Origin of the sequence: Alteromonas mediterranea DE (genome assembly GCF_000020585.3) — a bacterium.
GTDB classification, from domain to species: Bacteria; Pseudomonadota; Gammaproteobacteria; order Enterobacterales; family Alteromonadaceae; genus Alteromonas; species Alteromonas mediterranea.
Genome location: NC_011138.3, coordinates 1200675 through 1213952 on the forward strand (window position 1 = coordinate 1200675; position 13278 = coordinate 1213952).

The window sequence follows — 13278 nt, forward strand, 5'->3', positions numbered from 1 at the left end:
GTAACAGAGAAGAACAGACTCGAGCATGGCAGATTCAAGCGAAAAAACAGAAGACCCCACGGGGAAGAAACTCGATGATGCCCGAAAAAAAGGGCAGCTAGCCCGTTCCCGTGAACTATCTACCACCTTGGTGTTAATAGTCAGTGCCGTCATGTTTCTATTTGTTGGTGGCTGGATAGCGGAGTCGGTATTTAAACTTACCCGCAGAATGTTCATTTTATCTCGTGATGAAACCTATGATATCACCCACATGTTTGGCGCGTGGGGCGAGGCATTTTCAGCAGTGGGCCCTGCCGTACTGCTATATATGGTTGTCGCAATGATTGCAGGGATCTACGGCTCTATTGCCCTTGGCGGTTTTAACTTTACGTGGGAAGGGGCAAAGCCTAAAGGCTCTAAAATGAGCCCGATTCAAGGCTTCAAACGCATGTTTGGCACCAATGGCTTAGTTGAGCTTCTTAAGTCTATTGCAAAAGTAGTGGTTATTATCGGCATGGCCATTGGCGCGCTGCTGTTCTTTGAAGATGAAGCGCTGCATTTAGATATGGAGCTTTATCCGGGCAACCTGTTTCACGCTATGGACATACTTAAATGGGCTTTTCTCATTCTAGTATGTGGCATGATCCCCATCGCGCTCATCGATGTGCCTTATCAAATGTATAAGCACAACAAAGAAATGAAGATGACCAAGCAGGAGGTGAAAGACGAAAGGAAAAATGCTGAAGGCGACCCCATGGTTAAAGGGCGTATCCGTCGATTGCAGTATCAGGCTGCAACGAAAAGAATGATGCAAGAAGTCCCTCAAGCTGATGTCGTGGTGACTAACCCTACCCATTTTTCAGTGGCCATTAAATACGATGAAAAAGGAATTAGGGCACCTGTGGTTGTCGCAAAAGGCGCCGATGAGTTGGCCATGCATATCAGAAAAATAGCCACAGCGAATGATGTTCCGCTCATTCCTTCTCCTATGTTAGCGCGGGCAATCTTCTATTCCACAGAAGTGGATGATGAAATACCCAACGCCTTGTTTATGGCGGTAGCGCAAGTTCTCGCCCACGTGTATCAGCTTAAAGCTCACAGAGCAGGTAAAGGTAAACGTCCCAAGCCATTGAAACGGGATCTGCCCATCCCTCCCGAGTATCGCCGATAACACAGCCTTCCCCGCCAAGTTAGCATGAAAAAGATGCGGGAAAATGGACGGTTGTTAAAATAAGAAATGCCGTTAATTTAGGCAGTTAGTGCTGCTGCAGAAGGTGTTTGCTAAAGCTGGCACGTATGTTGAAACCCGCCTATCAGAATAGAATTAAGCGTCAATTTTCTGATAGAGAGACAATACGCAATGCAGTTATCCGGTTATCTTCAGCGTTTCGATAAAAATCAGCTGCAAAATTTCACCAGTGGTTTAGGCGCGCCTATCGTCCTCTTAGCCATAATGGGCATGGTTATTTTACCTATGCCGCCGTTCTTATTAGATGTGCTGTTTAGTTTTAATATTGCCTTGTCTCTGGTCATAATTTTGGTGGCAGTACTCACACAAAAACCTGTCGATTTCGGTATTTTCCCGCTTGTGTTGCTTATCGCTACAGTACTGAGACTGGCATTGAACGTAGCGTCTACCCGTGTTGTTCTGCTTTATGGGCACGAAGGGGGGGATGCTGCAGGTAAGGTTATCGAGGCCTTTGGAGCAGTGGTTATCGGTGGTAACTATGCGGTGGGTATTGTTGTTTTTGCTATTCTTCTAATTATTAACTTCAAAGTGGTTACCGCGGGTGCCGGGCGTATATCTGAAGTAAGTGCTCGCTTTACTTTGGACGCCATGCCAGGTAAGCAGATGGCAATTGATGCCGACTTGAACGCCGGCTATATCGACCAAGACCAAGCCCGTCAGCGCCGAGAAGAAATCACCGCAGAAGCCGATTTTTACGGCTCGATGGACGGTGCGTCAAAATTCGTAAAGGGTGACGCGGTCGCCGGTCTTTTCATTATGTTGATTAATATCGTCGGCGGGTTATTCATCGGCATGATCCAGCACGATTTGAATTTTGGTAGTGCTATTGAAATTTATACCATCCTTACTATCGGTGATGGGCTGGTTGCTCAAATACCTTCACTTCTGCTTTCTGTAGCGACCGCGATAATTGTTACTCGTGAAAACGAAACCCAAGAAATGGGTAAAGAGATCCGCGGACAATTAGGCAACACACAAGCGCTTTATATTGCATCGGGCGTGCTATTTGTGATGGGTATTATTCCAGGTATGCCCCACATTGCATTTTTAGGGTTCTCGTTTTTAATTGCGGGCGTTGCCTATTGGCAGACAGTTCAGGAAAAGAAAAAGGCTGCGGCACCGTCGGTCCCTGATAATGTGATGAAAGACGACACGGTGGCCCCAGAGGTTAAAGAGCTGGGGTGGGATGACGTTCAGCAGGTTGATACTATCGGGTTGGAGGTCGGCTATCGATTAATACCACTGGTTGATAAATCTCAAGGTGGCGAATTGTTGACGCGCATAAAAGGGGTGCGTAAAAAGCTCTCCCAAGAACTTGGTTTTCTTATTCCCCCAGTACACATTCGCGATAATTTAGATTTAGAGCCTAATACCTACACTATTGCTATGCTTGGCGTCACCATTGGCGACTCTGTTATCAGTCATGATGAAGAGTTGGCTATCAACCCCGGGCAGGTCTTCGGCAAATTAGAAGGTCGCGCCACCAAAGACCCTGCGTTTGGTTTAGATGCGGTGTGGATCAAGCCGAATAAACGAGAACACGCGCAAACCTTGGGGTACACCGTTGTTGATGCAGCTACCGTTGTGGCTACCCACCTTAGCCAGTTGTTAACTAACAATGCTTATCAGCTACTTGGTCACGAAGAAGCGCAGCAGTTACTTGATATGCTGGCTAAGCAGCACCCTAAATTGGTGGAAGGTTTAGTACCAGATATCTTGCCGCTAAGCACGGTGGTAAAAGTGCTTCAAACCCTACTATTTGAGGGCGTGCCTATTCGCGATATGCGCACTATTGTTCAAACCTTAAGTGAATACGGCACTCGCAGCCAAGACCCGGATGTATTGGTCTCTGCCGTTCGTATTGCGCTTAAACGTCTTATTGTCCAAGAAATTACCCAAGGGGCAAAAGAGATACCTGTCATAACCTTGGCGCCAGAGTTGGAACAGATGTTGCACCAGTCACTTCAAGCAGGTGGCGAAGATGGCGCTGGTATCGAACCAGGTTTGGCAGACAAGCTGCAAAAATCATTGCAGCAAGCCAGTCAGCAGCAAGAGTTAGAAGGAGAGCCTGCAGTACTCCTAACCTCTGGCATGCTGCGACCCGTTCTGTCTCGCTTCTTAAAGTATTCGGTTGTTGGGCTCCATGTGCTTTCTTACCAAGAAGTGCCTGACGACAAACAAATAAAAATAGTCAGTTCGGTCGGTCAATAATCTGACACTGGGTGATTGGAGAGGTTGCAATGAAAATTAGACGTTTCTTCGGCAAAGATATGCGTGAGGCGTTAAGCCAAGTTAAAGCTGAGTTAGGCAGTGATGCAGTGATCATGTCGAACCGCAAAGTTGCCGATGGCATTGAGCTTGTTGCCGCCTATGATAAAGAGCCTGAAGCAAAACTCTTCACTCCAAAAACATCGCCTAAAGCAACCCCTAAAGCATCAGGTCAAAAAGCCGTGCCTAGCTTAAGTGAGATTATCGGTGATGATGGCCCCGACAGTTTAAAAGCTCTGTTAGAAAAGCAGCACGGCGGTAGTGCGCCTTCATCAAGTAATGCTTCAGCATCGCAGTCGCATTCAGCCAACCATAATCAGCCTATGTCTGCAAATGCGAGACATGCCAACGAAATTGCGTCACACCTTGATTTCTCAGAAGCCTTTATTGATGACGTAGAAAGCCAGCACCTTGCACAAGACGAAGGCAGAGCAACAACATTTCCCGACCACCAAGCGTCCAGCATAGACGAGGCACCCGTCTCTCAATCTGCAGAATTGGCGCAAATTAAAGAAGAGTTAGCGTCGTTGCGCGATGTTTTACAATATCAGGTTGCAGACTTGATGGAAGCGAAAAACAAGCGTCAAAAACCGGTACATCAATACTTGATTACCCGTCTAACGGATATGGGGTTAAGCAGTGCACTTGCCAGTCAGCTAATTAACTATACACCAGCACACTACAATGAACGAGACGCATGGGTGTATCTTCTTAACCTATTGGCTAATCGCATAAATGTGACAGGAAACGATATACTTAGTGCGCAAGGTGCAGTTGCCTTAGTCGGACCGACGGGCACAGGTAAAACAACGACGGTTGCAAAACTAGCTGCTCGCTATGCACAAAAGTACGGTGCAGATTCAGTAGCAATGATTACCATAGATACGTATAGAATTGCGGCCTATGAGCAGCTCGCGACATACGGAAAAATTATTGGCTGTACGGTGAGAAAAGCGCAGACTAGTGAAGAACTTGCGGATTTATTATTCCAACTTCGTCATAAGCGTCTAGTATTGATTGATACGGCAGGGTTTAGCCAACGGGATAGCCGTTTAATTAAACAGATTAAGCAGTTTGATAATGGTCAAATGCCAAAAGTTAAAAAATATTTGGTAGCGCAGGCAAATACACAATATCCTGCCCTACAGCGCATCATTAAGGCTTATGATGATATCGAACTAAGTGGCTGTATTTTCACAAAGTTAGATGAATGCTACTCTTTAGGAGAGGTATTGAGCGCTGCAGTTGAATATCAACTGCCGGTTAGTTATGTCACCGACGGTCAGAAAGTACCTGAAGACATTAAGATTGCGGAGGCAAAATCTTTAGTTTCTGCCGCTGCAAAGCTTTATAAAAAGTACGGTTTGAATCATACTAGTAGCAACAACGCAATTAAAACAGCATAAGCAGTATGATTGACGACCAAGCGAGTAGCTTAAGAAAAATGAAGCAATCACGGTTAATCAAAGTTATCGCCGTCACCGGAGGTAAAGGTGGCGTAGGTAAAACAAACATTACGCTAAACACCGCTATCGCTATGGCGAAGCAGGGTAAGCGAGTTATGGTTCTCGACGCCGACCTCGGACTGGCGAACGTAGACGTAATGCTAGGTTTGCGGGTTGAGAAAAACCTTTCCCACGTGCTATCTGGCGAGTGCACGCTTGATGAAGTGTTAGTCACCGGCCCCCACGGTATTAAAATTGCGCCTGCCACCTCTGGCACGCAATCAATGGCAGAATTATCGCCAACGCAGCACGCGGGTCTTATCAGAGCCTTTAGTGAATTGCGTTCGCAAATCGATGTACTCATCGTAGATACCGCGGCCGGTATTTCAGACATGGTGTTGAGTTTTTCAAAAGCTTCTCAAGACATCATGGTAGTGGTTTGCGATGAGCCCACCTCGTTAACTGACGCCTATGCCTTAATAAAGATTCTTAATCGTGAGCACGGTGTATTTCGCTTTAAAGTTGTGGCGAATATGGTTCGCGATGTACGGGAAGGTCAGGAATTATTTAGCAAATTAAGCAAAGTGACAGGGCGTTTTTTAGATGTTGCACTAGAATTAGTGGCAACCGTACCTTTTGATGAGAATATCCGCAAAGCCGTGAGAAAACAAACGGCTATTGTTGATGCGTATCCGGGTTCTCCCGCCGCTGTTGCGATTACTCAGCTTGCGAGTAGAGCCCTTACGTGGCCCATTCCGGCACAACCGGGCGGTCACCTAGAGTTTTTTATTGAACAACTCGTTGCAGAAAAAGCAGTAGGAAGTCAGCGTTGAACAGCAAGGCCGCCGCTTATCGTCAACAAACCGATAAATCGCAGTTAGTCGAACGACATGCGTCATTGGTTAAGCGCATTGCGCATCACTTGATTGCGCGATTGCCGGCCAGTGTTCTTGTTGATGACCTGATCCAGTCGGGTATGATTGGTTTGCTAGAAGCTGCGCGTAACTTCGACGGGTCGAAAGGCGCGAGCTTTGAAACTTTCGCAGGCATTCGCATTCGTGGTGCTATGTTAGATGAGATACGTAAAGGCGATTGGACCCCGCGTTCAGTACATAGAAATGGACGTGCTATTACCGAGGCTATTTCACAGGTAGAGAGCGAAACAGGCCGCGATGCGAGAGATTCTGATATTGCTGATAAGCTTAATGTAAGCTTGCAGGACTATCACCAAATGCTTAATGAGGTTAATGCGGGAAAGCTGGTAGGTATTGAAGATTTAGGTGTGTCGGAAGATGTAATTACTACTGAGCAGAGTAGAGGTAGTGATGCGCCGCTTGAAGATTTAATGCAAGGCGCGTTTCAAAAAGCGCTTGCCCATGCCATTACGACATTACCTGAACGAGAAGCAATTGTTCTTTCACTGTACTATGATGAAGAACTGAACTTAAGAGAAATTGGCGAAGTTCTTGATGTTAGTGAGTCAAGAGTCAGCCAAATTCACAGTCAGGCCATGTTAAAACTCAAATCACGAATGAAGTCGTGGCAAGCTGACGAAGAATAGAAATTAATAACAATTAACCCCTCATTGGAGGCTATTTTGGACAAAAGCATGAAAATTCTTGTGGTTGACGATTTTTCAACCATGAGACGTATCATCAAAAACCTGCTTAAAGATTTAGGTTTTTCTAACATCCAGGAAGCGGATGACGGAAGCACTGCATTGCCTATGCTGCAGCAAGGTGATTTTGATTTCGTTGTTACCGATTGGAACATGCCAGGAATGCAAGGTATCGATTTGCTGCGCGCAATAAGAGCCGACGACAAACTTAAGCATTTACCTGTACTAATGGTAACTGCAGAAGCGAAAAAAGAGCAAATTGTTGCCGCTGCACAAGCGGGCGTTAACGGCTATGTCGTTAAACCATTCACCGCTGCAACTTTAAAAGAAAAATTAGATAAAATTTTCGAACGTTTAGGTTGATCCAGACGCTCACCAGATAAATGAGGTTTACTGGATGACAACGAATGTAAACGTTCCAATTTCGTTAGAAGAGGCCAAACAGCTTGTCACCTATCTGGAAGAAGGTGACAACGCGTCTGCTAACGCTCTACTTGAAGCTGCCTCAATGAAGGAAAACGTTGAGCTATTTGCTGAAGTAGGAAAGTTAACGCGTCAACTCCATGACGCGTTAAATAATTTTCAAATTGACGACCGCATCAAAAACTTAGCTACCGACGATATTCCCGATGCACAATCCCGCCTAACCTACGTAATTGAAGAAACCGAAAAAGCAGCTAATACTACAATGGACGCTGTGGAAGCGAGTATGCCGATAGCGGAAATGCTGTCGGTGCGTATCGAAAAAGTGATGCCTGAGTGGAAAAAGCTCATGAACCGCCAAATCGAGTTGGGCGAGTTCAAAGCGTTATGTGCAGATTTAGACGAATTATTGGAAGACGGTTCGCTTCAGTCAGCTAAACTTACACAGTTACTTACCGAAGTATTGATGGCTCAAGGCTATCAAGACTTAACGGGTCAAGTTATCCGTCGCGTTATCGACCTTGTAAAAGAGGTAGAAGATAGCTTAGTTAATATGCTAACCATGTTTGGCGAGCGCGAAGGTGAAGAACAAACTAAACCATCTAGCGTTAAGGCCGATAAGGTTGATGGTGTAGAGGCAGAAGGCCCAATTATTGACGCCGAGAAACGCGATGATGTCGTTTCTGGCCAAGATGACGTAGATGATCTTCTGTCTAGCTTAGGTTTTTAGGGGAGCGGGCGCATGTCGTTTGATGTTGACGAGGATATATTACAGGACTTTCTGGTTGAGGCTGGAGAGATACTTGAACAATTACAAGAACAGCTCGTTGATCTTGAGAACAATCCTGAAGATGCGGATTTGCTGAATGCAATTTTCCGTGGATATCACACAGTTAAAGGTGGAGCGGGCTTTCTTTCGCTCACAGAGTTAGTAGAAATTTGTCACGGTGCAGAAAACGTTTTTGACGTAATGCGCAATGGACAAAGAACCCTAACCCCAGAACTGATGGATATTATTTTGCAGGCCACTGACGTGGTGGTAGAGATGTTTGAGCGGGTTAAAGCTCGCGATCCACTCGAACCTGCAGATGCACACCTTGTCGACTTATTGCACAAATTAAGTCGCCCGGAAACGCCAGATGAAAACATTTTTGGCGCCTCTGAAGAGTCAGCCACTGCACCTGAGTCATTTGCTGCGGAGCCTGAACTTGTCATTGAAGAACCTACAGCGCAAGTGCCTAGCGGCACAAGCGACGGTGGTATTGACGAAATAACCGAAGATGAATTCGAAGCGTTACTCGATGAACTTCATGGTTCAAATGCGCCAGGTCAATCTTCTTCAGCAAGTAAGCCATCAGTCGCGCCAGCATCACCTTCAGCACCCACGACACCGACCGCTGGCGGCGATAGCGACGATATCACCGACGAAGAATTTGAAGCGCTTCTCGACGATTTACACGGCAAAGGCCAGTTCGCAACTAGCGCTGCTCCTGCCTCTGAACCTAAAGCACCGGTAGCGCCCGCACCATCGAACTCAAGCAGCGATGAAGAAATTACTGACGATGAGTTCGAAGCACTTCTTGATCAGCTGCATGGTTCAGGTCAAGGCCCTACGCAACAAAGCGCAGCGCCTATTTCACCTGAGCCACCAGTAGATAAAGCGGCGACTGAAGCTGTTCAGAAGGCTAAACAAGCAGCACCTGTTAAAGCTGCGCCTACGTCAAATTCAGCCGCACCATCTAAGCCAGGCTCAACCGCGAAACCCAAAGCGGCTAGCCCAGCGCCTAAGAAAGATGATAAAAAGGCAGCTGCCGCAGCCCCACCGGCTGAAACCACGGTGCGGGTCGACACTAAGCGTCTAGACCAAATTATGAACATGGTGGGCGAGCTAGTATTGGTAAGAAATAGGCTAATCAGCTTAGGCATAAACAGCAACGACGAAAGCATGTCGAAAGCCATTGCGAACTTAGATGTAGTGACTGGAGACCTCCAAGGTGCGGTGATGAAAACCCGCATGCAGCCTATTAAAAAGGTTTTCGGCCGCTTCCCCCGTGTTGTACGTGACCTAGCGCGAAGCTTGAAGAAAGAGATTACTTTAGAGCTTGTTGGTGAAGACACTGATTTAGATAAAAATTTAGTAGAAGCTCTGGCAGACCCATTAGTTCACTTGGTTCGAAATTCGGTCGATCACGGTATTGAAATGCCTGATGATCGCGCCGCTTCAGGTAAGCCTCGTATGGGAACGGTTAAATTATCTGCTTCCCAAGAGGGCGATCATATTTTACTTACCATCGAAGACGATGGTAAAGGGATGGATGCCGAAAAGCTCAAGGAAATTGCCATCAGCCGTGGCGTTCTCGATGCAGATGCGGCAGCGCGTATGTCAGACGTTGAGGCGTTCAATCTAATCTTTGCACCGGGCTTCTCAACGAAGACAGAGATCAGCGATATTTCTGGTCGTGGTGTCGGTATGGACGTGGTTAAAACCAAAATTAACCAGCTAAACGGTACCGTAAACATTGATTCTCAGTTAGGAAAAGGGACCAGGTTAGAAATAAAAGTGCCTCTAACCTTAGCTATTTTGCCTACGTTAATGATTGTTGTAGGAAAACAGACCTTTGCGTTACCATTAGGTGCGGTGAACGAAATAATAAACATGGACATCAAAAAGACCAACACGGTTGATGGCCAACTAACAATGATAGTTCGTTCAAAGGCAATTCCGTTGTTCTTCCTTGGCGAATGGCTAATTCGTGGCCCTAAAGATATTAATAGAGAAAAAGGGCACGTGGTTGTAGTACAAATTGGTACACAACAAGTTGGATTCGTCGTAGACGCGCTAATAGGTCAAGAAGAAGTGGTAATCAAACCTCTTGATGCTTTGCTTCAAGGCACGCCGGGTATGGCGGGAGCAACCATTACTTCAGATGGCGGGATTGCACTTATTTTAGATGTTCCGAGCCTGCTAAAACGGTACGCGCGTAAACCCATCAAGTAAGGCGATGAATTAATAGGAATAATAATCCATGGTCTTTAAAGTCCTAGTGGTGGACGACTCGACATTTTATCGTCGTCGAGTAAAAGAAATACTCGACGATGATAGAGAGCTTGAAGTTGTTGGGGAAGCAAGAAACGGGCGCGATGCCTTAGAAAAAGCAGAGGCACTTAAACCTGATGTCATAACAATGGATGTGGAAATGCCCGTAATGGACGGCATTTCGGCGGTAAAGGCTATCATGGAAAAACGGCCTACGCCGATCCTCATGTTCTCTTCGCTTACTCATCATGGAGCGCAAGCTACACTCGATGCACTAGAAGCCGGTGCACTCGACTTCTTGCCGAAAAAATTTGAAGATATTGCTCAAGATAGAAAAGATGCATCGCGCTTATTATGTACTAAAGTTAGGTTAATAGCGCGTCGAGGTATTGGCCTTAAGCGTCCATCTTTTAGAGCCACAGAAACAAGAAAGCTACCGGATAACGCACCCAAGCAGGCGTTTTTTAAAACATCGGGGTTACTTTCTGGCCATAAAGACGCGGCAAAACAGCCCACCGTCTCATCTGTAAGGGCGACGGGAAAGCAATATAAATGCTTGGCGATAGGTGCATCTACAGGTGGTCCTGTGGCGCTACAAAAAGTGCTGTCACCACTACCTGCAGAATTCCCATATCCCATTTTTCTTGTCCAACATATGCCGGGCACATTTACCACGGCATTTGCTCAGCGCTTAGATTCAAACTGCAATATAAAAGTAAAAGAAGCTGAGCATGGCGATATAGTGGAGCCGGGCCACGCTTATTTAGCGCCGGGCGGTAAACAGATGTTGTTAGAAACCATAGGCGCGAATAAGCGTATAGCTATTGTCGATGCAAGTGCGAGCGACAAGGTTAATTATAAGCCCAGCGTTGATTTAACGTTCAGCTCGCTGGCCAAAGCCTATGGGGGAGATGTATTAGGCGTCATTTTGACAGGCATGGGCGCAGACGGCAAAGAAGGGTGCCGCATGCTGAAGGACAAAGGTGCGACTATTTGGGCACAAGACCAAGACTCCTGTGTGGTGTATGGCATGCCCCAAGCCGTAGCCGCTGCTAATATATCAAGTAAAAGCATTAATATTGACGATATTAGCAGTTGCGTTCAAACCGAAATGCGATAGCGGCTTGGACACTAACGGAATATAAATCATGAAAGTGTGGACAGTAGCGAATCAAAAAGGCGGCGTGGGAAAAACAACCACAACAGTAAGCCTTGGCGGGTTGCTTGCGCAACAGGGCAAGCGAGTGCTGATGATCGATACTGATCCTCACGCATCACTGAGTTATTATTTCGGCATTGACGCCGAAGCGACAAGTCATTCAGTTTACGACATTTTTATTCAATCAAACGCACTTTCTGCCGATAATGTAATGGACTGCCTTTGTCCCACTAAGTTGGACAACTTATATGTGCTTCCTGCCACCATGGCACTGGCTACATTAGACAGAACCATGGGTAGTGAACAAGGCATGGGCTTGGTGTTAAAAAAAGCGCTCGCCAAGATAGCAGATGAATTTGACGTAGCGATTATCGATTGTCCTCCCGTGCTAGGCGTATTGATGGTGAATGCACTCGCGGCATGTGACAAAGTTATTGTGCCAACGCAAACGGAATACCTAGCATTAAAAGGTTTAGACAGAATGATCCGCACCATGGAAATAATGGGGCGCTCTTTGAATAAATCATTTGATACAGTCATCATTCCCACTATGTTTGATAAGCGCACAAACGCAGCGTTAGCATCGCGCAAACGATTAATAGACGACTACGGAGAGCGTGTGTGGGAAGGGGTTATTCCCGTAGATACTCACTTTAGAGACGCCAGTTTAGTACAGCTGCCAATTTCGGCGGCGTACCCTAAAACTCGTGGTGTGTCAGCCTACGCAAAGCTGTTAGCCGTACTGGAGAATTAATACAAAAATGAGCAAGCAATCGCCTTTCGCCCGTGAAGAAGTGATGGAGGCCTACTTAGATAGCCTTCTCAAAGAACCAGAGACACCTGAAGATGTCACTGCGCGCACGGCTAAATTGCTTGAACAAGCGTCTCAACAGATGACTGAGTCGGCACTGACTCATGTAGACGAGTTGAAAACAGAGGCTGACTCTACGAGCGCTGACCCACAAACCGTAATCGCCGAAAAAGTTACCGCTTTTATCGAGACAGAAAAAGTAGAGGTTTCTGAAGACGAAGCGGCATCGGCAATAGAACCTCAAGTAGAGAGTCAAAATGAAACCGCGTTAAGTGACGCAAACAAAACAAAAATTCCACTAAAGGATACTCTCGGTTTTCGTTTTCAAGCGCTATTCTTTGAGGTCGCTGGTTTAACCTTGGCTGTACCATTAACTACATTAGGCGGCATTCATCAAATTGAAAAGATTGGGCCGCTGTTTGGCAAACCCGATTGGTTTATGGGTGTAATGTTGCATAGAGAGGCTAAACTAAATGTAGTTGACTCAGCTAAATGGGTGATGCCAGAAAAATATGATGAAAACCTCGCACAATCGCTCAACTACCGATATCTTATAATGTTAGGAGAGAGTGTGTGGGGCTTGGCAAGCGAAAAGCTTGTAAATACGGTCAATTTGACCTCCGATGACGTTAAATGGCGCGAGTCCACAGGTAAACGTCCCTGGTTAGCGGGGATGGTTAAAGAGAAAATGTGCGCGTTAATTGACGTTGAAGAATTAATATCTATGCTTAACAAAGGCTTAGGCAGTAACGACCAGACGCCATAGTATCGGGAGCCAGGTTCATGAGCGACGAAAGAATAAATAGCAATGCCACCGACAGTAACGACGAAGTCCTTCAATGGGTAACGTATCGCCTAGGTGATGAAACATATGGTATTAACGTAATGCAAGTACAAGAAGTATTGCGTTATACCGAGATAGCCCCAGTTCCCGGTGCGCCCGACTACGTATTAGGTATTATTAACCTGCGTGGTAACGTTGTGACGGTAATCGATACTCGCGCGCGTTTTGGTTTACCGCCAACAGAAATTACTGACAATACGCGTATCGTTATAATTGAGTCTGACGAACAGGTAGTCGGTATCCTTGTAGATAGCGTGGCAGAAGTGGTTTATCTGAAGTCTTCAGAGATTGATAGTGCCCCTAACGTGGGCACGGAAGAAAGCGCTAAGTTTATTCAAGGCGTGAGCAACCGAGACGGTGAACTACTGATACTTGTTGATCTCAATAAGTTGCTAAGTGATGAAGAGTGGGATGAGCTTAGCAGCATCTAAATAAATGAACGGGC

Annotated in this window: 12 protein-coding genes; all 12 read left to right on the top strand. The window is 46.2% G+C overall.

What is annotated here, in order from left to right:
- The first annotated feature begins 25 nt into the window (after positions 1-25).
- The 12 genes from flhB to MADE_RS05565 all read left to right on the top strand — a co-directional run bounded on the left by flhB (position 26) and on the right by MADE_RS05565 (position 13264).
- A complete protein-coding gene (gene flhB, locus MADE_RS05510; RefSeq protein ID WP_012517677.1) occupies positions 26-1150 on the top strand; it encodes a flagellar biosynthesis protein FlhB in 1125 nt (374 codons plus the stop codon).
- A 189-nt stretch (positions 1151-1339) separates the two neighbouring features.
- A complete protein-coding gene (gene flhA / locus MADE_RS05515) occupies positions 1340-3439 on the top strand; it encodes a flagellar biosynthesis protein FlhA (RefSeq protein ID WP_012517678.1) in 2100 nt (699 codons plus the stop codon).
- A 29-nt stretch (positions 3440-3468) separates the two neighbouring features.
- Positions 3469-4902 (top strand): flagellar biosynthesis protein FlhF, encoded by a 1434-nt coding sequence (gene flhF / locus MADE_RS05520; protein ID WP_012517679.1) that lies wholly within the window; start codon positions 3469-3471, stop codon positions 4900-4902.
- Positions 4903-4907: 5 nt separating this feature from the next.
- Complete coding sequence (locus MADE_RS05525; protein ID WP_012517680.1) at positions 4908-5774, top strand: MinD/ParA family protein; 867 nt, start codon at positions 4908-4910, stop codon at positions 5772-5774.
- Positions 5771-6502 carry an RNA polymerase sigma factor FliA gene (locus tag MADE_RS05530; protein ID WP_012517681.1) on the top strand — a complete coding sequence of 244 codons (732 nt, stop codon included), beginning with the start codon at positions 5771-5773 and terminating at the stop codon, positions 6500-6502. The genes MADE_RS05525 and MADE_RS05530 overlap by 4 nt, the downstream gene beginning before the upstream one ends.
- A 36-nt stretch (positions 6503-6538) precedes the next feature.
- Positions 6539-6922 carry a chemotaxis response regulator CheY gene (cheY, locus tag MADE_RS05535; RefSeq protein ID WP_012517682.1) on the top strand — a complete coding sequence of 128 codons (384 nt, stop codon included), beginning with the start codon at positions 6539-6541 and terminating at the stop codon, positions 6920-6922.
- Positions 6923-6956: 34 nt separating this feature from the next.
- On the top strand, positions 6957-7712 hold the full coding sequence (locus tag MADE_RS05540; protein ID WP_012517683.1) for a protein phosphatase CheZ: 756 nt from the start codon (positions 6957-6959) through the stop codon (positions 7710-7712).
- A gap of 12 nt (positions 7713-7724) precedes the next feature.
- Positions 7725-9980 carry a chemotaxis protein CheA gene (locus tag MADE_RS05545; protein WP_012517684.1) on the top strand — a complete coding sequence of 752 codons (2256 nt, stop codon included), beginning with the start codon at positions 7725-7727 and terminating at the stop codon, positions 9978-9980.
- Between the two features lie 28 nt (positions 9981-10008).
- Positions 10009-11139 carry a protein-glutamate methylesterase/protein-glutamine glutaminase gene (locus tag MADE_RS05550; protein ID WP_020743071.1) on the top strand — a complete coding sequence of 377 codons (1131 nt, stop codon included), beginning with the start codon at positions 10009-10011 and terminating at the stop codon, positions 11137-11139.
- Positions 11140-11167: 28 nt separating this feature from the next.
- Positions 11168-11932: a ParA family protein gene (locus MADE_RS05555; RefSeq protein ID WP_012517686.1), complete on the top strand. Its 765-nt coding sequence runs from the start codon at positions 11168-11170 to the stop codon at positions 11930-11932.
- A 7-nt stretch (positions 11933-11939) separates the two neighbouring features.
- A complete protein-coding gene (locus tag MADE_RS05560) occupies positions 11940-12755 on the top strand; it encodes a chemotaxis protein CheW (protein ID WP_012517687.1) in 816 nt (271 codons plus the stop codon).
- A 17-nt stretch (positions 12756-12772) separates the two neighbouring features.
- A complete protein-coding gene (locus MADE_RS05565) occupies positions 12773-13264 on the top strand; it encodes a chemotaxis protein CheW (protein WP_012517688.1) in 492 nt (163 codons plus the stop codon).
- Positions 13265-13278 lie beyond the last annotated feature (14 nt).